Origin of the sequence: Burkholderia sp. LK4, assembly GCF_001043615.1 — a bacterium.
Lineage (GTDB): Bacteria > Pseudomonadota > Gammaproteobacteria > Burkholderiales > Burkholderiaceae > Burkholderia > Burkholderia cepacia.
The window spans coordinates 44558-69127 of record NZ_LDUL01000007.1 but is presented as its reverse complement, the minus strand read 5'-3'; the positions used below and the strand labels follow the sequence as shown (position 1 = coordinate 69127).

Annotated in this window: 22 protein-coding genes and 1 pseudogene; 14 read left to right on the top strand and 9 right to left on the bottom strand. The window is 66.4% G+C overall.

All coding sequences use genetic code 11. The annotated features are described in order from the left end of the window. Positions 1 to 634: 634 nt before the first annotated feature. On the top strand, positions 635 to 826 hold the full coding sequence (locus tag VK92_RS02870; protein WP_048022733.1) for a hypothetical protein: 192 nt from the start codon (positions 635 to 637) through the stop codon (positions 824 to 826). A gap of 169 nt (positions 827 to 995) precedes the next feature. Then, positions 996 to 1775: a hypothetical protein gene (locus tag VK92_RS02865; RefSeq protein ID WP_053077886.1), complete on the top strand. Its 780-nt coding sequence runs from the start codon at positions 996 to 998 to the stop codon at positions 1773 to 1775. Between the two features lie 53 nt (positions 1776 to 1828). On the opposite strand, the gene VK92_RS02860 is transcribed toward VK92_RS02865, so the two are convergent. Together VK92_RS02860 and VK92_RS02855 are read right to left on the bottom strand one after the other, a co-directional pair. Beyond that, positions 1829 to 2647, bottom strand: coding sequence for a DUF5677 domain-containing protein (locus tag VK92_RS02860; protein WP_048022732.1), 819 nt, complete (start codon positions 2645 to 2647; stop codon positions 1829 to 1831). 12 nt (positions 2648 to 2659) lie between these two features. Next, complete coding sequence (locus tag VK92_RS02855) at positions 2660 to 4081, bottom strand: hypothetical protein (RefSeq protein ID WP_048022901.1); 1422 nt, start codon at positions 4079 to 4081, stop codon at positions 2660 to 2662. Positions 4082 to 4421: 340 nt separating this feature from the next. Here VK92_RS02855 and VK92_RS42750 point away from each other — a divergent pair, with 340 nt between their 5' ends. After that, entirely contained in the window at positions 4422 to 5894 is a 1473-nt protein-coding gene (locus tag VK92_RS42750; protein ID WP_048022731.1) for a YecA family protein, read from the top strand. A 134-nt stretch (positions 5895 to 6028) separates the two neighbouring features. On the opposite strand, the pseudogene VK92_RS02845 reads toward VK92_RS42750, so the two are convergent. Beyond that, a pseudogene (locus tag VK92_RS02845) lies at positions 6029 to 6916 on the bottom strand (IS3 family transposase). A gap of 529 nt (positions 6917 to 7445) precedes the next feature. Here VK92_RS02845 and VK92_RS02835 point away from each other — a divergent pair. From VK92_RS02835 to VK92_RS02810, 6 genes are all read left to right on the top strand, one after another. Beyond that, positions 7446 to 8585, top strand: coding sequence for an acyl-CoA dehydrogenase family protein (locus tag VK92_RS02835; protein WP_021160965.1), 1140 nt, complete (start codon positions 7446 to 7448; stop codon positions 8583 to 8585). A gap of 47 nt (positions 8586 to 8632) precedes the next feature. Next, positions 8633 to 9535: an HpcH/HpaI aldolase/citrate lyase family protein gene (locus VK92_RS02830; protein WP_048022729.1), complete on the top strand. Its 903-nt coding sequence runs from the start codon at positions 8633 to 8635 to the stop codon at positions 9533 to 9535. A gap of 7 nt (positions 9536 to 9542) precedes the next feature. After that, positions 9543 to 10196, top strand: a complete 654-nt coding sequence (locus tag VK92_RS02825) for a pyridoxine/pyridoxamine 5'-phosphate oxidase (RefSeq protein WP_021160967.1) — start codon at positions 9543 to 9545, stop codon at positions 10194 to 10196. 47 nt (positions 10197 to 10243) lie between these two features. Further along, positions 10244 to 11440: a cystathionine beta-lyase gene (gene metC / locus VK92_RS02820; RefSeq protein ID WP_048022727.1), complete on the top strand. Its 1197-nt coding sequence runs from the start codon at positions 10244 to 10246 to the stop codon at positions 11438 to 11440. Then, the gene (locus VK92_RS02815) at positions 11434 to 12078 is read left to right on the top strand and encodes a glutathione S-transferase family protein (RefSeq protein WP_048022896.1); all 645 of its coding nucleotides are present in this window, start codon (positions 11434 to 11436) and stop codon (positions 12076 to 12078) included. The genes metC and VK92_RS02815 overlap by 7 nt, the downstream gene beginning before the upstream one ends. A gap of 62 nt (positions 12079 to 12140) precedes the next feature. Next, positions 12141 to 12923 carry a glutamine amidotransferase gene (locus tag VK92_RS02810; protein ID WP_048022725.1) on the top strand — a complete coding sequence of 261 codons (783 nt, stop codon included), beginning with the start codon at positions 12141 to 12143 and terminating at the stop codon, positions 12921 to 12923. On the opposite strand, the gene VK92_RS02805 is transcribed toward VK92_RS02810, so the two are convergent. The 5 genes from VK92_RS02805 to VK92_RS02785 form a co-directional block, all read right to left on the bottom strand. Then, positions 12846 to 13580: an autoinducer binding domain-containing protein gene (locus VK92_RS02805; protein ID WP_081057231.1), complete on the bottom strand. Its 735-nt coding sequence runs from the start codon at positions 13578 to 13580 to the stop codon at positions 12846 to 12848. The two genes, VK92_RS02810 and VK92_RS02805, sit on opposite strands and share 78 nt — an antisense overlap. A gap of 86 nt (positions 13581 to 13666) precedes the next feature. After that, positions 13667 to 14128 carry a hypothetical protein gene (locus VK92_RS02800; protein WP_225740409.1) on the bottom strand — a complete coding sequence of 154 codons (462 nt, stop codon included), beginning with the start codon at positions 14126 to 14128 and terminating at the stop codon, positions 13667 to 13669. Between the two features lie 29 nt (positions 14129 to 14157). Beyond that, positions 14158 to 15696 (bottom strand): DHA2 family efflux MFS transporter permease subunit, encoded by a 1539-nt coding sequence (locus VK92_RS02795; protein WP_048022721.1) that lies wholly within the window; start codon positions 15694 to 15696, stop codon positions 14158 to 14160. Next, positions 15693 to 17063, bottom strand: coding sequence for an HlyD family efflux transporter periplasmic adaptor subunit (locus VK92_RS02790; protein ID WP_082160840.1), 1371 nt, complete (start codon positions 17061 to 17063; stop codon positions 15693 to 15695). The genes VK92_RS02795 and VK92_RS02790 overlap by 4 nt, the downstream gene beginning before the upstream one ends. 9 nt (positions 17064 to 17072) lie before the next feature. After that, complete coding sequence (locus VK92_RS02785) at positions 17073 to 18572, bottom strand: efflux transporter outer membrane subunit (RefSeq protein ID WP_048022719.1); 1500 nt, start codon at positions 18570 to 18572, stop codon at positions 17073 to 17075. Positions 18573 to 18675: 103 nt separating this feature from the next. On the opposite strand from VK92_RS02785, the gene VK92_RS02780 reads away from it, so the two are divergent. Both VK92_RS02780 and VK92_RS02775 read left to right on the top strand, forming a co-directional pair. Beyond that, on the top strand, positions 18676 to 19512 hold the full coding sequence (locus VK92_RS02780) for an AraC family transcriptional regulator (RefSeq protein ID WP_021159581.1): 837 nt from the start codon (positions 18676 to 18678) through the stop codon (positions 19510 to 19512). Positions 19513 to 19626: 114 nt separating this feature from the next. Beyond that, positions 19627 to 20994: a glutamate--cysteine ligase gene (locus tag VK92_RS02775; protein ID WP_048022717.1), complete on the top strand. Its 1368-nt coding sequence runs from the start codon at positions 19627 to 19629 to the stop codon at positions 20992 to 20994. Positions 20995 to 21013: 19 nt separating this feature from the next. Here VK92_RS02775 and VK92_RS02770 read toward each other — a convergent pair whose 3' ends face one another. Next, on the bottom strand, positions 21014 to 22126 hold the full coding sequence (locus tag VK92_RS02770) for a 3-deoxy-7-phosphoheptulonate synthase (protein ID WP_063778371.1): 1113 nt from the start codon (positions 22124 to 22126) through the stop codon (positions 21014 to 21016). Between the two features lie 381 nt (positions 22127 to 22507). Between VK92_RS02770 and VK92_RS02765 the strand changes: the two genes are divergently transcribed. From VK92_RS02765 to VK92_RS02755, 3 genes are read left to right on the top strand one after another with little or no spacing between them, the layout of a single operon-like run. Beyond that, positions 22508 to 22918: an acyl-CoA thioesterase gene (locus tag VK92_RS02765; RefSeq protein ID WP_021159585.1), complete on the top strand. Its 411-nt coding sequence runs from the start codon at positions 22508 to 22510 to the stop codon at positions 22916 to 22918. Positions 22919 to 22946: 28 nt separating this feature from the next. Next, a complete protein-coding gene (locus VK92_RS02760) occupies positions 22947 to 23594 on the top strand; it encodes a hypothetical protein (protein WP_048022715.1) in 648 nt (215 codons plus the stop codon). Then, positions 23591 to 24154: a shikimate kinase gene (locus tag VK92_RS02755; protein ID WP_048022713.1), complete on the top strand. Its 564-nt coding sequence runs from the start codon at positions 23591 to 23593 to the stop codon at positions 24152 to 24154. Before VK92_RS02760 ends, VK92_RS02755 begins: the two co-directional genes overlap by 4 nt. Positions 24155 to 24570 lie beyond the last annotated feature (416 nt).

The following is a 24570-nucleotide window of genomic DNA, read 5'->3' as shown; positions in this document are numbered from 1 at the left end:
TCGTCGGTCGGTTTGCCTTCAGAATCTACGCGCCGGGCGCCGCGTTGTCTGCGAGAAACGTTGAGACGCTCGCGGCGACCTCTACCGCGGCGTACGCCTACCATCGTCTGGTCAATGCGTTCCCTGCGCCCCCCCTGTCCGACCGGCTCACCAGCCGCCTTGCGCATAGATCACGTCACAATCTACCAGCGCAGCTATCAGCCTCAAACCGATCAATTCTTCAATGCATATTAATTTGCATTACGAATTATATGAGATTAAATGGAGCCGGCAGGAGACTATCCGTGCGTGCTAGCCGACAGTGGCCCCAGCCCAAGTCTCGTGCGTGGACCGACGTCAGCGTGGTCCCAACCAGCCACGATGAGTTTCCGCTCAAGCATCCCCTCCAGGTGATCGATCAGCACGTCATCTGAATGCCGCACCATTCCTGGAGCGGGCTTCTGGTCGTTGCCGGTTTCGTCGGGTGTGCGCAGTTGACGGCCGGCACGCCATATTGGATGGTGTGTACGCTGCTGTTCTTCTCCGGGATGACTCGCTCGATGCAATTCACGGCACTGAATACCATTGGGTTTGCCGATGTTCCGCAACCGCAAATGCGAGACGCGACGACCCCGTTCTCGGTGCTGCAGCCGGCATGGGCATCGCCATCGGTGCATTGGCGCTATCGGTGGCCGAAGGCATCCACGGAACCCCAACGGGCCTAGCTAACTCAGAGGACTTCCGCCTCGCGTTCTGGCTCCTCGCAGGCCTTGCCCTGCTTGCTGTGTTCGACAGTTTGCTGTTGCCGGCCGACGCCGGCAGTCGAGTCCTCGTTGCACGGAAGTAGTAAGCTGTCCGCGCCGGCAAGGATGGGAAACTCCGAAAGAGTTGTGAGGATGAATGGCGTGTACTGAAGCTTTCACCAAGCGCGACTTCGCAACGGCCGGTGTCAACGCCCCATAACGTCATATCGGGCAGTCTGACTTATCGACAGCAACGAACACGGAGAACGCCTGATGACCCACGTGCTACTCCCGCTTGACCAACCAGAGGCATGGCCTGCTCCACTGGTGTCTCTCTTGAGCGGTCTCCACGGGTTGTTTATAGACTGGCAGATCGCTCCGGGGAAGGTGAACGTGAAGGACTATGACCGAGCGATCCTTGCCGTGGCCGATGCGCTCAGACCTTATTCGATCACCGGCTGGCACTGCACTCGAATCACAGATGTTGAGATCGCGCAGATCGTCCGATCTGGCATGCAATTGCCCGACGGGGCGATGCTGCGTCGTCGCATTGACGCACTGGTCGCGTCAGGCCAGTTGCCGGCAGACGTTGGCGACCGCCTCGCAGCTCACAATCAGGCTGACGAAAGCAACCGCACAGGCAGACTGTGGTTCTGCTTTTTCCCACCTCGTCAGGCAGGTGAACGTGGCATTGGGCGCTTTTTTCGCCATTGGGGTGGCGAGGCCCTTTACAACTCGCATGAGGGCGATCCGGTGACGTCACCGCTCCTGCGTGCGATCGGGACACCGTGCCTGATCGAAGCCGACGTGCCAGTTGCCTCGCTCGCTCCCGGCGCCGGCCTTGCAATGAAGCTCGTTCGTATTTACCTAATTAGCCGCGGCTACGAGACGGATGAGTCCGTGGAGCACGAAGACAGAGGAGTGCAGCCCATTGCAGCAGACTGCGTGAGGCGAGTGATCCGGTATCCCGAACGCGACTTCATCGAGTTAACTGGATGTGCGACCTGGCGACGTCCGCCCGTAGCAGGACAAGGAAACGCGGTTCCGCGATAAGTTCGGCCTGTGCGCGTGCAAGTGGCGCGGCATGGGTAAATGATCGCCGTAGTTCAGTGCTGTCCCTCCGCAGCGCTCGCCGCTTCGAGGTCTGGCCTGAGGATGGTCCAGTGCAATGCGAGATCGATCCGTTCGGCGCTGAATTCAATCAGCCCCATGTTTTCGACGGCGAGGGTGATCAGGTGAATGGCAGCAGCATTGGCACATAAAAGCGTCGACGCCATGTCGGACGTGTCGGGGCCGAAAAAGTAGGCGTCTGGCTCCCCGTCGACGCCCTCTCTCATGTGGCGAACAAATGCACCCAGCGTCGCGTGTGCACCGTTGCCGGAAGTGAACCTATACGAAAGTTCGTAGAGCAGCGTCAGGTCCGAAGCGTGTGCAAGCGTCGCAAGTTTCAGTGATCGCGGCCGTTCGTACCGTGCTTCGATCTCGGCCTTCCTTCTCCTGAAAACTTCCAGCCGCTCGTCGTTCGCGTCATTTTGATTGAGCTCGAGAACTCGGTTACATACGCCGAGATCGTGCGCTGCATCGTCCTCGCGCAGGCGCTCGAGTGTTCCCGCGACCTTCACCAATCCGGCTGTGACAATGACGGACTCTGTGCACAGCCGCGCCAACGCGCGAGCTTCAGGTAGCGCTCCGCGCTCGGCCATCAGAATGCATCCCTGGAAAGCCCCCAACGCCCGCACGAACCCGGCAATGGCCCACTTCGCTTCCTCGGTGAGTCCCTCCAGAGCAAAGGCTTTCCGCATTCGCATTCCCATCTCGTTCACCCGTTCCGCGAATTCGAAGGGTCCGGCATACAGTTCACGGGCGGCTGTCTGCCAGCCCGTAAGATCGTCGGACAGGAAGCCGACTTCATCAAAACTCGCCATAGCTTTCTCCGGTCATCGCACGCAATGTCGCACCAACAGCCTGTCGAAGAACTCGGCAACGCACTGTTGAGCGTGTGGGCCGACCTTGCGCTGTTCCAGATCGACATCCAAGAATTCGTGCCCGCCGAAGCGGTAGACCTCGTACCCCATCAGCCGCAGCCGGCGGTCCTCCGCTACCATCTCGGCGTAGCGCTGTGCGTTCGCGACGAACCGATCCGACGCGAGGGGATCCGGTACTGCATAGTGGTGACGGCCATCGACCTCAATCACGATTCGCACGCCCTGCTCCAGCATCAGCAGAAAATCCATACGTTGGCGCGCCAGAAACTGCTCGTCGCCGCGCTGGCGCTTGGTGTAGGGGTCGTAGTGCAGATAGACCTGCGGAATCAACGCCGGCAACCGGTCGCCAAGCGAACCACCGTAACGCTCATAGTAGCCTTGGAACACTGCAAACTCTCCCGCCGAGCGGGCGCCGAGCACCGTCTGGCGCAGCCGTCGGAATAACTGCTCCTTCGCGATGCCCGGATCGCTGATGCCCTGAAGTTCGGCATACCAGTCCCGCAGGTCCTTCCAGAGCAGCAGCCCTGAACTGGGTAAGGGACGGTCGAACACCAGCACCTTGTCGGCATGCTTGACGATCTCGACGTCGTTGTTTAAGGCATCGCGAAAGATAAGCTCCGGCTTTTCGCCGATCGAGGCGAAGATCAGGTTCTTCATCGCTCCGGCGACACCTGCCTGAGCCCGGACCACCCCGTAGATGGCGTACCCAGATTCCACGCTGGTCTGCCGAACCGTAAAGCCGTCCCGCCTCAGTATCGCGCCAATCGCGGTGGCCAGATCCACCTGCTCCGCGTCATGGCGTGTCATGGGGTGCAGAAGCTTGGTCAGCAACGCGAAGAAACGCGTCTGGCTGCACGTCAGCGCGCCGCATTGAGTCAGCAATTCTTCGTGCGACCAGTCGTCGTTGCGCAAGCAGTGCTGGACTATCTGCCCGTACAGACTAGTGCGGCCGAGCGACCCAGTCGCATCGTCTTGGATGACCGAGACACCAAACACCTCTCGGAGGCTGTCAATCAGCGACAGTTCGCCGAACAGGGATGCCAAAGGATTGAGAACCTTAAGCACGTCACGCCGGACCAGTGCACTCACTCGATGCTCGGCATGGATAGTCGTCTCGCTCACGGTGTCCGCGAGATCCTCGGACGGGTACTCGCGCAGTACCCGCGTTGCCAACTCGAGAAGGTCCGCCTCACTCCACGATAGGATGCGTCGCCGGACGTACAGCCGCTTGCTTCCAAAAGCCTCCTGCGCATCGCCTTCGTCGACGGCCTGCTGAATCCCCAAGCGGACGCAGGCGTCCGGGACTTCATAGGCTTTGGCTGCGGCGACGGCCTGTGCAATCTGCTCCCTCAGCGTGTCGAGAGGAATAAGCATCGGTGTACCTAGTGACCCCTGCATTGCTTTTCCACGGCGTTGAAGGAGTTGGCATTTTGACAGCTTTCGGAACGAAGCAGCCACTCCACTGTCGGCTGTGCGGAATTGATCACTGACTGCTTCTGGCCGGGAGCAGTCGGTCGTAGCCAGTCTTTGACCCTACTCTTTCTTACAGCTATCGACTATGTAATTATCAACCCAGAGTCCGGCTGCGGAACCCTACGACGCGAACTGACGAATTTACTTCGAACATAGGCGAAGTGACAGGCCGTGGCGAATGCTTGGTTGATTCCCGCTGCCTATAATCTACTGGGCACATCTCAGGATCCACCATCTCGACATGGCTTCCGCTGATTCAAACGGCGTCACCCCAACCGAGCAACTGCTCGCGGAGTTCTGCGAGCGCTCTTTCCTGAAGCTATGGAGCTATCCGAATCCCTTCAAGGACGACGGACATGAACTATGCGACTTGCTCGCGGTGTTCGAGAATCACGTCTTCATCTTTTTCGACCGGCAGAATCAATATCGCGACACTGCCGACACCGATGCGCTAATCGCTTGGAATCGGTGGCGGCGCAGCGTGATCGACAAGCAGGTCAAAACCGCCCACGGTGCCGAACGGTACATTCGAAGCGGGCGAGCGATTTTCACCGATCGGAAGTGCGCGAAGCCGTTTCCTGTTGCGATCGATCCAACGCACGCGATCGTGCACAAAATCGTCGTCGCGCATGGCGCGAAGAGCGCATGCAAGGCATTCTCGGAAGACAACGTATACGGCAGTCTCGCCGTGACGTATGCAGACGATGCCGATGGCCCAGAGTACCCCTTCTTCATCAATCTCGACCGGAAGAACCCGGTCCATGTGTTCGACAGTCACAATCTCCCGATCGTCCTTCGGGAACTGGACACGGTTTCCGACTTCACCGCCTACCTCGACGAGAAGACAGCTGCAATTCGCGACTTCGACATGCTGTCGTATTGTGGCGAAGAAGACCTGCTCGCCCACTACCTCCTGAACTACGACAAAGCCCGGCAGCGTCATTTCATCGGTGATCTAGAGCGAAAACTTCACGGCGTCGGGATCGGTGAAGGTGGTTGGTTCGGGTTCGAGCAATCGAATCTGTATCGCGATACGAAGGCTGCGGATCGGATTTCGTACATGTGGGACGAGTTGATTCAGCGAACGTGTCAGAACTATCTCGACGGCGTCCTGCTCGGCGATGCGGAATTGTTACGGCAGCCTAACGCAATCCACGAAATGGCAAAGGAGCCCCGCTTCATTCGTCGAGTGCTCGCGGAACGATTGCGTGCCGCGATCCGTTCGTTTCCAGTGATTGGGAGCGACTCGATCACGCGCCAGGTGACCTTGATTCCGTCCTACGATAGAAGCAAGGCCTATGTATTTCTGCAACTGCGCGTCCCACCGGAGATTCGCGGTGACGAGGAAGAATATCGTGGCAAGCGCAGGCGGATTCTCGAAATTGCTTGTGGTGCTGCGAAAAACAAGTGCCCACAGTACACGACGATAGTTGGGATCGCGATCGACGCACCGAAGTTCCACACGAGCAATGCAGAGGACTTTCTCCTGATGCGCTGCACTGACTGGCCTGAGGCACGCCGCGCGCAGTATGAACAGGACAACGTGGGTTGGAATTTCTTTTGCTCGCCGTCACTGACAATGCATCGGCAAACTACGACAGAGTTTGTCACGAGAGAAAAGCCGTCTGCTCGGAGAACGGTGGCAAAGGTCGGCCGCAACACCATTTGTCCGTGCGGGTCCCAGCGAAAATTCAAACACTGCTGCGGTCGATAGAGTCTGGCCTTGTCCGCTCACGCTCGCAGAATCGACAGCCGGCATTGGCCGTCTGGATCCTCTAGAAGCCACTGCCCCCAGTTTCCACCGCCTCTTCGAGCTCCGATCGGGTCGGCATTGACCCTGAACCAGAATTAGTCCCGGTCGGAAGTGGAGATTTCCGGCTTGGTTGAGTTGTCAGGCGAGGCGGATTCCCTTGCCTGACGGGCGAATTCTGCGGGTGTCATCCACTGCAATGCGGAGTGGGGACGAACCTCGTTATAGTACGTGCGCCAGTCGTCGATTTTGCTCTGCGCGTCGGCCAATGACAAGAACCAATGTGCGTTCAGACACTCCTGCCGGAAGCGCCCGTTGAAGCTTTCGACCTTGGAACAGTGCATCCGCAACGAAATCCATGCTCCAGATTTCGTTGATCGCGGTCACGATATGCTTGGGCTGTCGCAGCCGAGCCGATTTGTTGCGTCGTGGCCGCTTATGCCGCAGTGAGAGTCCCTCCGCCCGATACAGCCTGTAGACGCGCTTGCAGTTATCTCGCCAGCCTTCCCGTCGCAGGACCACGTGAACGCGCCGATACCCATAGTGCACGCGCGTGGCGGTGATCTCCTTGATACGCATGAGCAGCGCCGACGAATCACGCGCAACCGACTGATACCGATACAGCGAACGAGACATGCCAAACAACGCGCAAGTCTTCGTCAGGCTGGTTCGATAGCGATCACGCAATTCATCGATCAACATGCGCCGACGGGCAGGCTTCAGAGCTTTTTTGCGAGTACGTCCTGCAGCATGGCCTTGTCCAGGCTCAGGTCCGCCACGAGCCGCTTCAACTTCGTGTTTTCCTCTTCGAGCTGGCGCAAGCGGCGCAACTCAGAAGGCCCCAGCCCTCCGAATTTCTTCTTCCAGTTGTAGAAAGTCGCCTCGCTTATTCCGAGTTTGCGGCAGATCTCCTCGACCTTCGTACCCAGCTCGGCTTGCTTCAGGGCAAATGCGATCTGCTCTTCCGTAAACTTGCTCGTCTTCATGGCATGACCTTCGTGTCCGCGTGGACACATCATGCCGAATTTCTCTACTTTTGCACCGGACTATTTCTTGGGTCAGGGTCACGACACGGCAGATTCGCTGGCTGGTCGCCAGGCTGCGGAAGCATGGCGCGGCGGGTCTGGTATCGGGACACCGAGCGAAGCCCGGCAATAAGTGAGCAATACGAACGCTATCGAGTCGAGCGCTTCCCACGGATCCGGCGCTTCTTCGCGAGAAGATGATGACCGACCGCCAGAACGAGTCGCTCCGTGAACAGCTATTCCGATTCGATATCGTCCCGCGACGCGAGATGAAATGCGATGCCGGGATCCAACCAGCGCGCCCCGACCAACCGAGACGCGTGCACTCGAACACACCCTGCGAAGATCCACGCCCGCCTGTCCCTGCCGCGACACCCCACCCGGCAACTACCACTACTGCCAGTACCTCCGCTGTCCGTGCCCCCTTACTCTTGTCGGCATCGCTGGCGCGCCGTCCGAGGCCGCGCCGCTTCGACCGGAGACACGACAGATGCCATTTGACTGGACGCAGGAACAGCATGCGACGCTCGCGCGCTTTCGCGACATCGGCACGGAGATCGCCGCGGCGGAACGCGACGCTCGCGCGCCTGCCGGATTCGATGCAGCCGGCTGGACCCGGCTCGGCCAGGAAGGACTGTGGGACATGATCGTGCCGGAGACCTACGGCGGCGACGGTCACGGCTGGTGGCACTTTTCCGCGGCGCTGGAAGGGCTTGCATCGACGATCCGCCGCCCGGCGCTGCTGCTGTCGGTGATCGCGCAGGCCGGCATGGTGCGCGCGCTCGAACGCTACGGCACGGCAACCCAGCAGGACCGCTATTTCGGCGCGATCCTGCGCGGCGAACTGAGTGCGACGGCGATCGCCGAACCGGGCACCGGCACCGACGTGCGCAGCATTGCGACAAAGCTGGTCGAGCACGGCGACGGCTACCGGCTGACCGGCAGCAAATTCAACATCGCGCACGCGCCGCTCGCGCGCTTCATCCTCGTCGTCACGCGTGTCGAAACGCTCGGCCGACGCAATACGGCGCTCGTGATCGTCGACCGCGACCAGCCGGGCATGACCGTCGCGGCGCCCGACCGCAAGCTCGGCCTCGACGACCTGCCCACCGGCGCGCTGCATTTCGACGACTGCCCGATCGCGCGTGGCCAGCTGCTGGGCGAACCGGGCGCCGGGCTCGGCAACCTGATCGACATCATTTCGCTCGGCCGCCTCTACTACGGCCTCGTCGCCGCGCAGGTGACGGCGCCGTACCTGCGCGACGCAATCGCCTATTGCCGCGACCGGCGCAGCTTCGACAGCACGATCGACGCGCACCAGTACGTGCAGCGCCGCCTGGTCGATCTGCAGATCGGCATCGAGCGCGGCACGTGGCTCGCGCGCGGCGCGCTCGCGCAATTGCTGACGGATCACCCGCAAGCGCTGATGACCTGCTCGATCGCGAAGCTGGTCGGTGCGCAGGATCTCGTCGACGGCGCGCTCGGCCTCGTGCGGCTGTACGGCAGCCTCGGCTACCAGGCCGGGCCGGTGGCCGCATTCGCGTCGGACGCGCTGGGTTTCATGAGCGTCGGCGGAACCGAGGAAATGCATCGCAAGAACATCTTCAACCAGATGATGCGCGCCGGCTGAACGCCCGCCATCGACATGCGTACGACGCACCCTACAGGAATCCAAGCATGACAACGACCCACCGACGCCCTTCCCGCCTGCGCCGCTCCTGGCTGTTCCTCGCCGGCGCCGATCACGATGCGCTCGTCGACGGCGCCGCGAGCGGCGCGGACGTATTGATCCAGGAACTCGAAACCTTTACGCCGCCGGACCGGCGTCCGGCCGCGCGCGAACTCAGCGAGCGCGTGCTCGCGGGCTGGCGCGATGCCGGCATCCTCGCGTCCGTGCGCGTGAACCCGCTCGACGCGGGCGGCATCGACGATCTGCGCGCGGCGATGCGCGGCCGGCCGGACATCGTGATGATGTCGTACGTCGCGACGCCCGAGCAGGTCGTCGCGCTCGACGAAGCCGTCACGCGCTTCGAGCGCGAATACGATATCGCGCCCGGCTCGACGGAACTGGTGCCGAATATCGAGTCGACGCTCGGGCTCGTGAACACGATGGCGATCGCGCGTTCGAGCCCGCGCGTGTCCGCCGTGCTCGTCGCGACCGAGGACATGGTGGCCGACATGGGGGCCGAGCGCACCCGCGCGGGCCGCGAGCTCGACTATGTGCGTTCGCGCTTTCGCGTCGAATGCGCGGCCGTCGGCATCACCGCGATCGACTGCCCGTACAGCTATGCCGACAACGAAGGCGCGGAGCTCGACATGCGCGTGTCGCGCGGCCTCGGATACCACGCCAAGGCGATCGTCAACGCGCAGTTCGTGCCGGTCGTCAATCGCGTGCTGACGCCGACGGCCGACGAAGTCGCCCTCGCCCGCCGCGTGATCGACGCGTTCGACACCGCCCGGCGCGCGTCCGGCGGCCGCCGCGTGGCCGCAGCCGTCGTCGACGGTTTCCTCGCGGAGGTCCCCGACTATCTCGCCGCGCATCGGCTGATCGCCCGCGCGACGCAATTCGGCATTGCCTGAGCCCGCCATGGATACGATCGCCACGCGCCTGAAGGCGCTGAAAACCCTCGCGCATGCGGCGCCGCATGTTCCGGCCGAGAACTGGCCCGACACGCCGCAAGCGCAATTCGAACGCTGGCTCGACGAGGCCGTTGTCGCAGGCGCCGTCGAACCGCAGGTGATGACGCTGTCGACGGTCCGCCCGGACGGGCGGCCCGACGCTCGCTCCGTCGTACTGCTTAACGTCGACGCGCGCGGCTGGCATTTCGCGGCGAGCACGCGCAGCCCCAAGGGGCGCCAGATCGAAAACCGGCCGTTCGCCGCGCTGACGTTCTATTGGCCTGCGATCGCGAGCCAGGTCCGCCTGAGCGGCCCGGTCGAGCGGCTGCCGGCCGCCGAAGGCCGCGCCGATTTCGCGGGCCGCCCGGAGCGGTCGCGCGCGAGCATCCTGGCCGGCCGGCAAAGCGAACGGCTCGACGATCCCGCCGACCTGACGCGCGCGATCGACGCGCAGCTCGCGCGGCTGGCCGCCGACCCCGCACTCGTGTCGGAGGACTGGCACCTGTACACGCTCGCGCCGGACGAAGCCGAATTCTGGCGTGCCGACAGCGCACGCCGCTTCGCGCGGCAGGCGTACCGTCGTGACGGTCAGCGCTGGGAACGGTGTGCGCTATGGCCTTGAAGTCCGCCGCCCCTCCGTCGCGACCGGACGGCACCCGGCACGACGGCATGAACGACCGGATGCACGAAGACACGCGCCTCATGCACGCGGGCCGCGACAGCGCGGCCTGGCACGGCTTCGTCAATCCGCCCGTCTACCATGCGTCGACCGTGCTCAGCCCGACGGTGTCCGATCTGCTGAACCGCACGCAGCCGTATATCTACGGCCGCCGCGGCACGCCGACGACCGACGCGCTCGAGCGCGCGGTGACGAGCCTCGAAGGCGGTGTCGGTGCGGTGCTGTGTCCGTCGGGCTTGTCCGCGTGCACGCTGGCGCTGCTGTCGTGCCTGAAGCCCGGCGATCACCTGCTGATGACCGCATCGGTCTACGGCCCGGTACGCCATGCGTGCGAAGGCGTGCTTGCGCGGCTCGGCGTCGAGACGACCTGGTACGACGGCAGCACGCCCGTCGCCGCCGCATTCCGTGCAAATACGCGCGCGCTGTATGTCGAAGTGCCGGGCTCCTATACGTTCGACATGCACGATATCCCGGCGCTCGTCCGGCTGGCGCACGCACACGGCGCGCTGGTCGTCGCGGACAACAGCTGGGCCACGCCGCTCTTCTTCCAGCCGCATGCGCTCGGTATCGACCTGTCGATCCAGGCCGGCACCAAGTACCTGGTCGGGCATTCCGATGCGATGCTCGGCACCGTGTCGGCCACCGAACGCGCGTGGCCCGCATTGAAGCAGCTGCATGGCGATCTCGGGCTGTGCGCAGGCCCCGACGACGTCTATCTCGCGCTGCGCGGGTTGCGCACGCTCGGCGTGCGGCTGCGGCAGCACCAGCGCAACGCGCTGGCGGTCGCGAGCTGGCTCGCGACGCGCCCCGAAGTGCAGCGCGTGCTGTATCCGGCCCTCCCCGGCGACGACGGACATGCGCTGTGGCGCCGCGATTTTCGCGGCGCATCGGGGCTGTTCTCGGTCGTGCTGCAGCCGGCGCCGCCGCACGCGGTCGAAGCGTTTCTCGACCACCTCGCGCTGTTCGGGCTCGGTTATTCGTGGGGCGGCTACGAAAGCCTCGCGCTGCCGTTCGAACTGGACGCGCACGGCCTTGCCGCGCGCTGGCCGGCCGGCAGTCGCGGCGTGCGCGTGCATGTCGGGCTCGAGGACCCGGACGACCTGATCGCCGATCTCGCGGCCGGTCTCGATCGTTATGCGGCGTGCGCGCGGCAGGCCGCCGCCTGCGAGGATGCCGCGCGATGCTGACCGTCTGGGGCCGCCGCACGTCGTTCAACGTGCAGAAGGTGTTGTGGCTCATCGGCGAGCTGGGCGTGCCGTACCGGCACATCGCGGCAGGCGGTGAACACGGCTCGCTGCAGACGCCCGCGTTCGCGGCGCTGAATCCGACCTGCCGGATTCCGGTGATCGACTGGGATGGCGACGTCGTGTGGGAGTCGCACACGATCCTGCGCTATCTCGCCGCGCGGGTGCCGAACAATCCGTTCTGGTGCCGCGACGCGTTCGCCCGTTCGCGCGCCGAGCGCTGGATGGACTGGTCGCAGACCGCGCTCGAACCGGAGGTGATGACCGGGCTGTTCTGGGCGCTCGTGCGAACGCCGCCGGAGCGGCGCGACGATGCGCTCGTGCGCGACAAGGCCGCGCGCAGCGCGACGCATTTCCAGCTGCTCGACCGGCTGCTGTCGACCCAGCCCTTCCTGGGCGGTGCGACGCCGGGCCTGGCCGACATTCCGGCCGGCGCGACGCTGTTCCGCTATTTCTCGCTCGACGTCGAGCGGCCGCCGTTACCGCACGTCGAGGCCTGGTACGCCCGCCTGTGCCGACGCCCCGCCTATCGCGAACAGGTCATGGTGTCGTTCGACGCGTTGCGCGGCCAGCCGGGCTGACGCTCCGCGTGACGGCTCACACGGCCTCGCGGTCTCACGACCTCACGAACTCACGAAACGACATGACGCACTCCGCCCTTCGTCCGATCCTGATCGTCCTGCACCGCGAACAGTCGAGCCCCGGCCGGATCGGCCGGCTGCTTGCCGCCCGCGGCCATCCGCTCGACATTCGCCGCCCGCCGCTCGGTGATCCGCTGCCGGCCACGCTGGCCGACCATGCGGGCGCGGTGGTGTTCGGCGGCCCGATGAGCGCCAACGACGGCGATCGCTGGATTCAGGATGAAATCGACTGGATCGGCGTGCCGCTGCGCGAGGCGGCGCCCTTTCTCGGTGTCTGCCTGGGGGCGCAGATGATGATCCGCCATCTGGGCGGCCGCGTGGTCGCCCATCGTGACGGGCGCGCGGAAATCGGCTATTGGCCGATCGCCGCGACGCCCGCCGGCCGGCGCCTCGGGTCGTGGCCGTCGCACGTCTACCAGTGGCATCGCGAGGGCTTCGAACGCGTCGCCGGGCTCGAGATCCTCGCGACCGGCGAGCACTTCGAGAACCAGGCCGTGCGCTACGGGCCGCGCGCATACGGTGTGCAGTTTCATCCGGAAGTGAGCTATCCGATGATGCGGCGCTGGAGTACGGCCGCCGCGCACAAGCTGTCTGCGCCCGGTGCGCAGGATCTCGCGACGCAGGCACGCGAAGGCCGGCGGCACGACCGCGCGACGGCCGCGTGGCTCAGCGCGTTTCTCGACCGCTGGCTCGACGACGCGCCCGCATCAGGTCGGCACGGTCACGTCGGAGATGCTGATCAGTCCCCACTCGACCGCGCGCAGCACGGCTTCGTGCCGACGTGACACGTTGAACTTGCGGCGGATGTTCATGAAGTGGAAATTGATGCACGACTCGGTCACGTTCAGGATGTGGCCGATTTCCCACGACGTCTTGCCGGCCGCGTGCCAGCGCAGGCATTCGACTTCCCGCCGGCTGAGCCGCGGCACGCTGTCGGGCGGTGCATGGCAGCGCGTGCCGGCGATCGCTTCGCACGCGACGTCGCGCAGCAGCGTCAGCGCCGCGAGATGGCGGTCGCAGTGCTCGCGCGTCGCGGCGAGCTCGTCGGTGCTCGCACACAACAGCATGCCGACCTCCCCCTTCGCGCCGCGCACCGGCAGCACGACGCCGCTGCGCATGCCGTACGCGGCCGCCGCTTCGTAACACGGGCGCTGCTCCGGCAGCGCGAACAATGCGTCGTCCCAGACGAGCGGCAGTGCCGAACGGAAGCAATGCCGCAGCATCGGGTCGACGCGGTCGAACTGGCGCTGCCGGTACAGCGCCGTCCAGCCGGGCACGCCGCTGCTCCATTTGCGCGCGAGATCGAACGACGCGCCGCTAAACGGCAACACGATCAGCACGACCTTGTCGAACCCCATTCCGGCGGCCGCGTCGGTCATTCTCTGCCATGACGCGTCCGTGTCGCCGGGTACCAACCATTTCAGACAATCCAGTCCATTCATACAAGCCACCCCGTTCGTTTAGTTGGAATCTGCAGCCAGGCGGACTTGCGCAACCGGTTCGAGACGTTGCGCGTGAACGGGCCGCGCTAGACCGCCTCGGCCAGACGTCGCCGGCCTGCCTGCCTCGCGTCGTCGAGCGACGCCGTCACGTCGAACGGAATGCCGAACGCCTTTTCGATGCCGGATGCGTTCGCGATGGCCGCCTCACGCTCGGCCGGGTCCGGTTCGATCGTGATGAGCGCACGGCAGACCGCGGCGAGCGCGGCGCGGTTCTGCTTGAGCCACATGCCGCGTTCCTTGCGGTCGTCGTGCGCTTCATCCGGGCGGGCCGGCGGAAAGATCATGACAAACGGCTCGCCGTGCCGCATCAGCGCGTGCATGTCGTCGAGCCAGCGCTGTGCGTAGCCGGCGGATGCGATCGCATCGTTGCGCACGACGACGAACGGAAATTCCGCGACGTCGAACACGGCGAGCGTCGCCAGGTCGGGGGGCATGGCACCAGCGTGGTGGGTGGGCATCGGGTCAACCTCCATCGAATTGAACAGCATGGGTCGGAACGGGCCGCGCGGCGCCCGCTTCATCGTTTCGCGGCGGCGCCGGGGCCGAACGGCGGACGGGCGAGCCAGACCACCGCGATCACCGCGAGATACACGCAGCCGAGCGCGAACGAAACGTCGTTGAACGAGATCTGGTACGCCTGCGCATCGACCAGGTTGCCCAGCAGCGTCGCCGCGCGCTGCGGATCGCCGCCGCCGAGCCGCGCGACTTCGGCGCGCACGGCCGGGTCGAACGCGCTCACGTGCTCGCTGAGCTGCGCGTGGTGCAGGATCGCGCGCCGGTCCCAAAGGAACGACGTGATCGACACCGCGAAGCTCGCGCCGAGCGTGCGCAGGAACGTCGACAGGCCGGAGCCGGCGGCGATCTCGTCGGGCTTCAGGTCGGACAGCAGGATGCTGTTGATCGGCATGATGAACAGTGTGAGGCCGAGGCCCTGCAGCAGCTGGATCAGCGCGATGTGCGTGAAGTCGATGTCGGGCACGAAACCCGCGCGCAGGAACGACGACGTGCCGAGGATCGCGAACGCGCAGCACACGAGCACGCGCATGTTGAAGCGCGGCGCGTACTTGCCCATGAACGGCGTCATCAGCACCGGGATCACGCCCATCGGCGCGACGGCGAGCCCGGCCCAGAACGCGGTGTAGCCGAGCGTGCGCTGCAGCCACTGCGGCACGATCACGTTGACCGCGAAGAACGCCGAATACGCGAGCACGAGCGTCAGCGTGCCGGCCGCGAAGTTGCGATGCGCGAAGAGCCGCAGGTTCACGATCGGGTTCGGCTCGTTGAGCTCCCAGATCAGGAACAGCGCGATGCCGAACGCGGCGACCACCGACATCACGACGATGAACGTCGAGTTGAACCAGTCGGCTTCGTTGCCCTTGTCGAGCACGATCTGCAGCGCGCCGACGCCGACGATCAGCGCGGCGAGGCCCACATAGTCGACGCGCGCGGCAACGGTCGTCTCGACGCGTGCGCGCATCTGCGCGAACACGCACATCGCGGCGAACACGCCGATCGGCAGGTTGATCAGGAACGCCCAGCGCCACGAGTAATGCTCGGTGACCCAGCCGCCGAACACGGGCCCCGCGATCGGCGCGACGACCGTGACCATCGCGATCATCGACAGCGCGAAACCGCGCCGCTGCGGCGGGTAGATCGACAGCATCAGCGCCTGCGTGGTCGGGATCATCGGCCCGGCCACCAGGCCCTGCAGCGCGCGGAACGCAACGAGCTGCGGCAGGTTTTGCGCGAGGCCGCACAGGAGCGACGCGAACGTGAACGCGAGCGTCGCCCACACGAACAGCCGCACCTGCCCGACGCGCTTGACGAGAAACCCGGTCAGCGGCAGCGCGATCGCATTGCTGACCGAGAACGTCGTGACGACCCATGCGCTCTGCGTCGTGCTCACGCCGAAGTTGCCGGCGATCGTCGGCAGCGACACGTTGGCGACGGTGCCGTCCAGCACCTGCATGAACACCGCGAGCGCGAGGCCGAAGGTCGTGAGCCCGACGCTCGACGGTCGAAAACCGCTGTCGGCGGCCGCCATCGGGCCGCTCATCGCACCGTCTCCGCGCGCGCTGCCGACGGCAGGTTCGCATGGATGACGTCGGCGATCAGGCTGTCGGCGCGGGCCAGCTCGTCGCGGTACACGTCGGTGCGGAAGACCGGCGCGCGCTGCTCGCGACGCGACAGCATCGCGCCGCTGCGGTCGTGCTGGTCGACGCGTGCGTGCATCGACAGGCCGATGCGCAGCGGATGCGCGTCGAGCTGGGCCGGCTCCGTCAGCTCGATGCGCACCGGCAGCCGCTGCACGATCTTGATCCAGTTGCCGGTCGCGTTCTGCGCCGGCAGCAGCGAAAACGCGCTGCCGGTGCCGACGCCGAGGCTTTGCACGCGGCCGGTATAACGCACCGCGTCGCCGTACAGGTCGGCGGTCAGTTCGACCGGCTGCCCGATGCGCATGTGTTCGAGCTGCTTCTCGGTGAAGTTCGCATCGACCCACAGCTCGCGCAGCGGCACCACCGCCAGCAGCGGCACGCCGGGCGACACGCGCTGCCCGACCTGCACCGTGCGCTTCGCGACATAACCGGTGACGGGCGTGACGACGTCGGTGCGTGCATGCGCGAGGTACGCGGCGCGCAGCCGTTCGGCCGCGGCCTGCACGTCGGGATGCGACGCGACCGCGGTGTCGTCGATCAGCGCCTTGCTCGTCTGGTGCTGCTCGCTTAACGTGGCGAGCGCGCTTTGCGCGGCCGCGTACGCGCTTTGCGCGGAGGTCAGCGTGTCGCGTGCATGCGCGAGTTCCTCGCGTGAAATCGCGCCGGAGCGGCCGAGATCCTCACGGCGGCTGTAGTCGGCCTTCGCCTTGTCGAGCGCGGTGCGTCGCGAGTCAAGTTCGGCGCGTGCGCCGTCGATGCTGTTCGCCAGCCCGCGTTCGTTGCTGTACAGGCCGCGCACCTTGCGCACCGTTGCCGCGAGATCGGCCTGCGCGGTCGCGAGCGCGATCTGCGCGTCGCTCGGGTCGAGGCGTACGAGCGGCGTACCGGCGCGGACGAGGTTGCCGTCGTCCGCGTCGATCGACACGACGGTGCCCGTCACCTGCGGCGTCAGCTCGACGACGTTGCCTTGCGCGTAAGCGTTGTCGGTGGATTCGTACCAGCGTCCGACGATCACGTACCAGATGCCCCAGCCGAGGATGCTGAGCGCGAACACGGCGACGAGCGCGCGCACCAGATGCTTGCGCCGTGCCGGCGCTGCGGGTGGCGTCGCGGGTGCGGCACCGCCGGATGCCGGTGGCGTGCGCGCGTCCGGCCCGCCCGGCGCGCGGGGTGCGCCGGTGTGGTCGGCCGCCGGCTGCTGGCGGGCGCTGGCGGAATCGGCGGCGGCCGGCCGCGCGGGAGTCTGCAGGGAGTTGTCGCTGCTCATGGTTCGATATCAAGGACGTTGGGAAGGAGTGGCGGCGAGCGCGACGTCGTCCGGCTCGGCGCGAAAGCCGCCGCCGAGCGCGGCGACGAGCTGCAGCGACTGGTCCGCGCGCTGCGCGCGCAGCGCGGCGACCTCGCGGCTCGCGACCAGCAGTTGCTGGCGCACGATGAGCGCGTCGAGGTAGCTGCCGACGCCGGCCCGGTAGCGCGCGTCCGCGAGCCGCCACGCATCGGTGGCGGAGTCGAACGCACGCTGCTGCGCATCGGTCTGCACGGCGAGCGAATCCAGCCGGTGCAGATCGTCGGCCACCTCGCCGATCGCCCCGATCAGCGTCTTGTTGTAACCGGCGACCGCGAGGTCGTATTGCGCGTCACGCCTGCGCAGCACGCCGCGCCGCTCGCCGCCGTCGAAGATCGGCAGGCTCACGGCCGGGCTGGCGTTGTAGGTGCGCGATGCGGCCTGGAACAGCGATGCGCCCCCGCGCGTCGCGAGCCCGATCAGCGCGGTGAGACTGACGTTGGGCAGGAAATCCGCACGGGCGGCCGCGACGTTGCGGCTGGCCGCCTCGACCCGCCAGCGCGCGGCGACGAGGTCGGCGCGCCGGCCGAGCAGCGCGGCCGGGAGGTCGGCCGGCACCGCGAGCGCGGCGGTCGGCAGCGGCGCGGGCCGCGCGAGCGCAAGGCCGCGGTCGGGGCCGGCGCCGAGCAGGATCGCGAGCGCGATGCGCGCACTGTCGATCGCCTGGGCCGTGCGTGCCTGCTCGCGCGTCGCGGCCGCGACTTCGCTTTCCGCCTGGCGCTGTTGCGCGACGTTGTCGATGCCCTTGGTGACACGCTGGCGCGTGAGCGTGAGCGCTTCGTCGGCGCGCACATATTCGGCCCGCGCGACGTCCTGCTGATCGAACGCATACGCGAGATTCACGTAGGCGCGCGCAACGTTGACCGACAGCAGCACGCGTGCGGCCTGCGCATCGATCTGCGCGGCGCGCGCTTCGCCGAGCGCGGCTTCCCACGCGGCACGGCGCCCGCCCCACAGATCGAGATCCCAGCTCAGGCCGAGATTGACCTCGCGCGTGTGGCTGAAGAAGCCACCGCCCTCGCCCGACGAAAACTGGGTACCGGACAGCCGCTCGGCCTTTGCGCTCGCGCGGCCGTCGAGATGCGGCAGCCGCGCGGCCCGCGCTTCGATTACCAGCGCCTGCGCTTCGCGTGCGCGCGCATCGGCGGTCGCGAGATCGGGGTTGCCGGCGAGCGCCTCGTCGATCAGCGCGCTCAGTTGCGCGTCGTTCAGCGCGCGCCACCAGTCGGCGGCCGGCCAGACGGCGGCGGGCACATGCGCGAGGCTGCGCGATGCGGCGAGCGTATCGGCGCCGCGCAGCGTGCCTGCGGGTGCGAGCCCGTCGCGGCTCGCGCACGCGCCGAGCACGACGAGCGCGGCGGCGGCGGCGATTCGCGACATGACGCGCAGTGCGCCGGCATCGCGTGCCCAGGGAGCAAGTGCTGCATGCATCGCATTCCTCTGCTTCGTATCGGTTTGAACACGACACGCATTGTTGGACGCCCCAGGGCAAAGCTGATAATGTTGTTTAGACAAAAAATAATGAATTCCGGCCATGCCCATCCGAGACACTTCTCCACCGCGCACCGTGCAGCGCGCCGATTCCGATCCGAGCGAACGCGAGGACGGCCCGTCACTGATCGCCGTCTGGGGGGAAGACGACGGCAGCAACACCTACCGGCTCGGCACCCGCGAGGTCGACTGGCACAGCCATCTGCGCGGGCAGGTGTTCTGCGTGGAAAGCGGTTTCGCGCACGTGCGCACGCCGCACGGTTCATGGCTGTTGCCGCCGCATCGCGCGGGCTGGATTCCGCCCGGCGAGCAGCACAAGGTCAGCATCAGCGGCGCGTTGAGCGGCTGGAGCGTCGTGATCGCACCGGCCGCAAGCCGGCGGATGCCGGGGCAGCCATGCGTGATCGCGATCACCGAGCTGATGCGCGCGCTCGTGCGGCGCGCGGTGTCGTGGGCGGACCAGGACAGGCTCGATGTCGAGCAGGCACGCATCAGCGTCGTGCTGCTCGACGAGATGCGCCGCGCGCCGCACGAGCCGCTGCACCTGCCGATGCCGCGCGACCGGCGGCTGCTGCGCATCGCCAACGCGATCCTCGGGCAACCGCACGACAGCCGCACGCTCGAAGCGTGGGCCGAATGGGCCGGGCTGTCCGCCCGCACGCTAAGCCGGCTGTTCGTCGCCGAAACCGGCACGAGCTTCGCGCAATGGCGCCAGCAGGCGCGCCTCACGCATGCGCTCGAACGTCTCGCGAGCGGCGACAGCGTCGCCAACATCGCCGACGCGCTGGGCTATGCGACGCCGAGCAACTTCATCGCGATGTTCCGCCGCGCGTTCGGCGATTCGCCCGCGCATTACTTCGCGAAGCGCAGGCAGCCGTAGCGCGGTACGGCCCTGCCCCTATCACCCCTGCCAGTACAGCACCCGCATCGACGTCGTTATAGTCGCCGTGCGACCGGCCGGTCGGTCGCTCAATGTGACTTGTGGAGGGTGTCGATGTCGAATGCCGTTGGGTCGGACCACACGCCGATCGTCTCCGAGCAGCAACTCGCCGATCATCTGGCCGCCGGCTGCAAGCCGGCCGTGCAGTTCCGGATCGGGACCGAGCACGAGAAGTTCGTCGTCGCGCGTGCGACGCACGCAGCCGCGCCTTACGACGGGCCGTCGGGAATCGCCGCGGTGCTCGCGGGGCTGCAAGGCGACGGCGCGCCGATCGTCGATGCCGGGCGGACCGTCGGCGTGATCCAGCGCGACGGCGCCGCGATCTCGCTCGAGCCGGCCGGCCAGCTCGAACTGTCGGGTGCGCCGCTCGAAACGCTGCACGATACGCATGCCGAGCTGCATGCGCACCTCGCCGCGGTGCGCGACGCGTGCGAACCGCTCGGCCTGCGCTGCGCGCCGCTGGGGTTTCACCCTCACCTTGCGCGCGCGGCACTGCCGTGGATGCCGAAGCAGCGTTACGGGATCATGCAGCGCTACATGCCGCGCGTCGGGACGCGCGGGCTCGACATGATGCAGCGCACCTGCACCGTGCAGGTCAACCTCGATTTCGCATCGGAAAGCGACATGGCGCGCAAGATGCGCGTATCGCTTGCGTTGCAGCCCGTCGCGACCGCGCTGTTCGCGAACTCGCCGTTTGCCGAAGGCAGGCCGACCGGCCTGCTGTCGACGCGCGCGCACACGTGGCTCGACACCGACGAGGATCGCTGCGGAGTACCTGCGCTGTTCCTGTCGCGCAGCTTCGGTTTCGAGCGCTACGTGAGCTGGCTGCTCGACAACGTGCCGATGTATTTCGTGCGGCGCGGCGACCGCTACGCGGACGCGACCGGATGGACGTTCCGCGATTTCATGCGACGCCGCATTCCGCATCTCGAGGGCGAGACGCCGACCCTCGGCGACTTCGCCGACCACCTGACGACGGTCTTCACCGAAGTGCGGCTCAAGCGCTACCTCGAGATGCGCGGCGCCGATGCGGGTTCGCCCGCCATGATGGTCGCGCTGTCGGCATTCTGGACCGGCCTGCTGTACGACCCGACCGCGCTGTCGGACGCCGAGACGCTGGCCGCCGCGATCGACCGCGGCGCGCTGCTGACCCTGCGGCGCGATGTGCCGCGTTTCGGGCTCGGCGCGTCGGTCGACGGCCGCCTGTTGCGCGCGTTCGCGGCCGATGCGCTCGCGATCGCGCATCGCGGCCTGCGCGCGCGGGCGCGCAGGGATGCGGCCGGCCGCGACGAATCCGTGTATCTCGCGCCGCTCGACGAGATCGTCGCCGGTGCGCCGACCCAGGCCGAGCACTGGCTTGCCCGCTATCGCGACGCGTGGGCCGGCGACGCGACGCGGATCTACGACGAAGCCGAAATCTGACCGCGTCGCGCGGGGCCGCTCATGCGCAGCACGCGAGGAGCGGCTCGTGCGCGAACTCGACGTCCGGCGCCGGCGCATGCCCGCGCCGGCGCGCACGAACCGCGTGCGCGAGCGTCTCGAGGAGCTGCGTGGTATCGGCGAACGAGAGGCATGCGTCGGTGATGCTCTGCCCGTAGCGCAGCGGCACGCCGGGCACGAGATCCTGGCGCCCTTCGATCAGGTTCGACTCGACCAGCACGCCGACGATGCGCGTATCGCCGGCCGCGACCTGCGCGGCGACGGCCGTGCCGACACCCAGCTGATTGCGGAACTGGCGGCGGCTGTTGCCGTGGCTGACGTCGATCATCACGCGCGGCGCGCAGTGCGCGGCCGCCATGCGTTCGCATGCGGCATGCACCGCGGCTGCGTCGAAATTCGGCTCGCGCCCGCCGCGCAGCACGACGTGCGTATGCGGATTGCCCGGCGAGGCCGCCGCGCATAGCCGGCCGCCCGTGTCGACCGACAGGAAGCGATGCGCGCGCGCGGCCGCGCACATCGCATCGACGGCCACCTGGACATTGCCGTCGGTGCCGTTCTTGAAACCGATCGGGATCGGCAGCGACGACGCCAGCTCGCGATGCACCTGCGATTCCACGGTGCGGGCGCCGATCGCCCCCCACGCGACCAGGTCGGCGAGGTAGCGCGGCGACAGCGGATCGAGAAACTCAGTCGCCGCCGGCATCTCCGCGCCGTTGATGTCGCACAGCAGCGCGCGGGCCGTATGCAGCCCCGTGTCGATCCGTTCGCTGCCGTCCAGCAGCGGGTCGTTGATGAGCCCCTTCCAGCCGACCGTCGTGCGCGGCTTCTCGAAGTACACGCGCATCACGATTTCCAGCTCGTCCGCGAAGCGCGCGCGTTGCAGCGCGAGCCGTGCCGCATAGTCGCGCGCCGCGGCCGGGTCGTGCACCGAGCACGGGCCGGCGATGACCACGAGACGGTCGTCCGTGCCGTTCAACACGTCGACGATCGCGTGGCGAGCCAGATGAACCGTGCGCGACGCGCGCAACGCGGGCTGCAGCGCGCCGGCCAGATCCGCGGGGGACGGCAGGTGCAGCTCGGCGTCACGGTTCGTCGTCCAGGTATTCGCATGCATGGGGACTGCCCTCCTGTCGATAATTCGGGGGATTTTTTACTACAGCGCGACTGTATTGAATGGCGCTTTCCGTGCGCAACTAACATAGTTGCCAGTTTCTAATTCATAACCTTATGAATGACAGAAATAAGCAAGAGGATCGGAAATTCAGGCATTGGGTTTACCTGATTTCGAGACACGTTCCGGGCCGGGACTGTGATTTTCCATTCTCGATTCTGTAGCATTTTATGGCGCACGGATGCCGATTGTTCAACCTTTCGAAGCGGGTCGCTATTCGTTCTGATAGTGGCGTCGCGATAGGCGTTCAATTAATTTTCAGATTCCTGAAAGGCCGATCAGGTTCATATATATAAATCAACCCAGTCATTGCGGAGAATCACCATGTCGAAACGTCATTATGAAACGCCGATTCACGTCAAGTATCGCGATACCGATTCGATGGGCCATGTGAGCAGTCCCGTCTATTACGACTATCTGCAGCATTCCTATCTCTGCTACATGTTCGATCTCCTCGGCCTGCCGCGGAGCGAGAAGCTGCCGCACATCATGGTGAAGACGCAGTGCGAGTACCTCGCACCGGCCCAATTCGGCGACAACCTGACGATCCGGTCGAGCATCGTGCGTTTCGGCAGCAAGAGCTTCGATCTCGAACACCTGATGGAACGCGACGACCAGACCATCGTCGCGCGCGGCATGTCGACGCACGTGATGTTCGATTACGCGAACAACACGACGCAGGCCGTGCCCGACGAGTTCAAGGCGCGCGTGCTCGAATTCCAGGGTTCGCTGTGATGCGCGCGCGCCATTTCGGGAGCGACACGTGAGCGCCGCGGTGGCGCGCGCCCGGCGCCGGATCGGCGCGATCGTCGAGCGCCGCGACGACCGCGCGATCGTCATCGTCCGGCATGCGGCGCAGGCGTTGCTCGAGCCGGCCGCGCTCGAGCGGCATCGTTCGCTCGTCAGCCGTCACGAGGACGAACTCGAGGTGCTGCTGCAGCCGTGCGGTGGCGCGCACGACGGCGTGCGCCCGCTGCTCGGGCGGCTGCGGGATGCCGGCGTGACCGTCGCGCTCGACGCGGCGACGCTCGCTCACGACGCGTCGCTGCTCGAGTTCGCGAGCTGGGTCACGCGATGCGCGACGCCCGGCGACACAGCGCCGCCGCGCGACGATGCAGCCGTGCCGGGCGGCGGGCTGTTCTGCGGCCTGGTCGTGCGATGGCGCGACTTGCGCAACGGGTGGCGGCGGCCGGAACGCGACGAGGCCCACGAACGCACGCCGCAAACGATCGCGGCGGATGCGGCCGAGCACATCGCGGCCGGCGATCCGGACGGCCAGGTGCTCGGCGCGTTGCTCGACGCCGACGACACAGCCACCGACGCGGCGCTCGACACGTTGTCGGACGCGGTACGCGCGCGGCGGATCTGCGCGGCGACGCGGGCCGGCTGGCCGCTTGCGCGACGGTTATGAGCGCCGTCGCCACGACGGTCGACGTGCGTGCCCTGCCCGACCGCGCGTTCCTGGTCGGCATGATGGGCGCGGGCAAATCGACGCTCGGCCGCGCGCTCGCGGCATCGCTCGGCTGGACGTTCGCCGACAGCGATGACGAGATCGCGCGGCGCACCGGCCGCTCGGTCGCCGAGCTGTTCGACAGGGTCGGCGAAGGCGGCTTTCGGCTGCTCGAGACGCAAATCGTCGATGAACTGACGCAGCGCCCGAACGTCGTCGTGGCGACCGGCGGGGGCGCGGTGCTGAATCCGCGCAGCCGCGCGCGCCTGAGCGAGCGCGGCTGCGTGATCTACCTGCATGCGGACCCCGATGCGCTGTGGCGCCGCACGCGCGATGACACGCGGCGGCCGCTGCTGCAGGTGGCCGACCCGCGGCAAACCCTCGCCGCGCTGTACCGGATGCGCGACCCGCTGTATCGCGAATGCGCACATGCGTTCGTCGACACGACGGCGCAGGACGTCGCGCGCGCGACGGCCGACGTGTTGACGGTGCTGCTGGCGCGGCTCGATGCGACGGATTGACGGCGCGTGCGACGGACGTTCGCTCCCCTGCCCCCGAAGCGATGGCGGGACGCATGGGCGCGGCGCGAACTTCGAGTACCCGACGCGTTTTCGAAACGGCGAGTTTGGATTTGTAATCGTGTTGTTGTGATAAGAAAAGTTATCTTGATGATGCGAGCAGGAGAGCAAAGACGCTGAAAAGGCGCTGCTGGAACGTGCGCTGTTTCATGCCGGTTTTGCTCGCCCGAGCTTCGAATTGGCGCGGCACGGCCGGGTGACCGTCACCATGCCGTCGAAACGCGCTGCGTCGTCCGCTTCCAGGAGCGGCTCGGGGATGAATCGCGGCGGCCTGCCTTCACGAACCGGCGCATCGTTTCCGGCGAGGTTCGCGGATCCCGCAGCACGCGCGGAGTGCGTCGACGACCGCGCGTCGCGCC

Bases quoted from the DNA above. Each gene is read 5' to 3' on its own strand.
- VK92_RS02870 (WP_048022733.1), top strand. From the start codon at position 635: ATGGGCATCGCCATCGGTGCATTGGCGCTATCGGTGGCCGAAGGCATC.
- VK92_RS02865 (WP_053077886.1), top strand. From the start codon at position 996: ATGACCCACGTGCTACTCCCGCTTGACCAACCAGAGGCATGGCCTGCT.
- VK92_RS02860 (WP_048022732.1), bottom strand. From the start codon at position 2,647: ATGGCGAGTTTTGATGAAGTCGGCTTCCTGTCCGACGATCTTACGGGC.
- VK92_RS02855 (WP_048022901.1), bottom strand. From the start codon at position 4,081: ATGCTTATTCCTCTCGACACGCTGAGGGAGCAGATTGCACAGGCCGTC.
- VK92_RS42750 (WP_048022731.1), top strand. From the start codon at position 4,422: ATGGCTTCCGCTGATTCAAACGGCGTCACCCCAACCGAGCAACTGCTC.
- VK92_RS02835 (WP_021160965.1), top strand. From the start codon at position 7,446: ATGCCATTTGACTGGACGCAGGAACAGCATGCGACGCTCGCGCGCTTT.
- VK92_RS02830 (WP_048022729.1), top strand. From the start codon at position 8,633: ATGACAACGACCCACCGACGCCCTTCCCGCCTGCGCCGCTCCTGGCTG.
- VK92_RS02825 (WP_021160967.1), top strand. From the start codon at position 9,543: ATGGATACGATCGCCACGCGCCTGAAGGCGCTGAAAACCCTCGCGCAT.
- metC (WP_048022727.1), top strand. From the start codon at position 10,244: ATGAACGACCGGATGCACGAAGACACGCGCCTCATGCACGCGGGCCGC.
- VK92_RS02815 (WP_048022896.1), top strand. From the start codon at position 11,434: ATGCTGACCGTCTGGGGCCGCCGCACGTCGTTCAACGTGCAGAAGGTG.
- VK92_RS02810 (WP_048022725.1), top strand. From the start codon at position 12,141: ATGACGCACTCCGCCCTTCGTCCGATCCTGATCGTCCTGCACCGCGAA.
- VK92_RS02805 (WP_081057231.1), bottom strand. From the start codon at position 13,580: ATGAATGGACTGGATTGTCTGAAATGGTTGGTACCCGGCGACACGGAC.
- VK92_RS02800 (WP_225740409.1), bottom strand. From the start codon at position 14,128: ATGCTGTTCAATTCGATGGAGGTTGACCCGATGCCCACCCACCACGCT.
- VK92_RS02795 (WP_048022721.1), bottom strand. From the start codon at position 15,696: ATGAGCGGCCCGATGGCGGCCGCCGACAGCGGTTTTCGACCGTCGAGC.
- VK92_RS02790 (WP_082160840.1), bottom strand. From the start codon at position 17,063: ATGAGCAGCGACAACTCCCTGCAGACTCCCGCGCGGCCGGCCGCCGCC.
- VK92_RS02785 (WP_048022719.1), bottom strand. From the start codon at position 18,572: ATGCATGCAGCACTTGCTCCCTGGGCACGCGATGCCGGCGCACTGCGC.
- VK92_RS02780 (WP_021159581.1), top strand. From the start codon at position 18,676: ATGCCCATCCGAGACACTTCTCCACCGCGCACCGTGCAGCGCGCCGAT.
- VK92_RS02775 (WP_048022717.1), top strand. From the start codon at position 19,627: ATGTCGAATGCCGTTGGGTCGGACCACACGCCGATCGTCTCCGAGCAG.
- VK92_RS02770 (WP_063778371.1), bottom strand. From the start codon at position 22,126: ATGCATGCGAATACCTGGACGACGAACCGTGACGCCGAGCTGCACCTG.
- VK92_RS02765 (WP_021159585.1), top strand. From the start codon at position 22,508: ATGTCGAAACGTCATTATGAAACGCCGATTCACGTCAAGTATCGCGAT.
- VK92_RS02755 (WP_048022713.1), top strand. From the start codon at position 23,591: ATGAGCGCCGTCGCCACGACGGTCGACGTGCGTGCCCTGCCCGACCGC.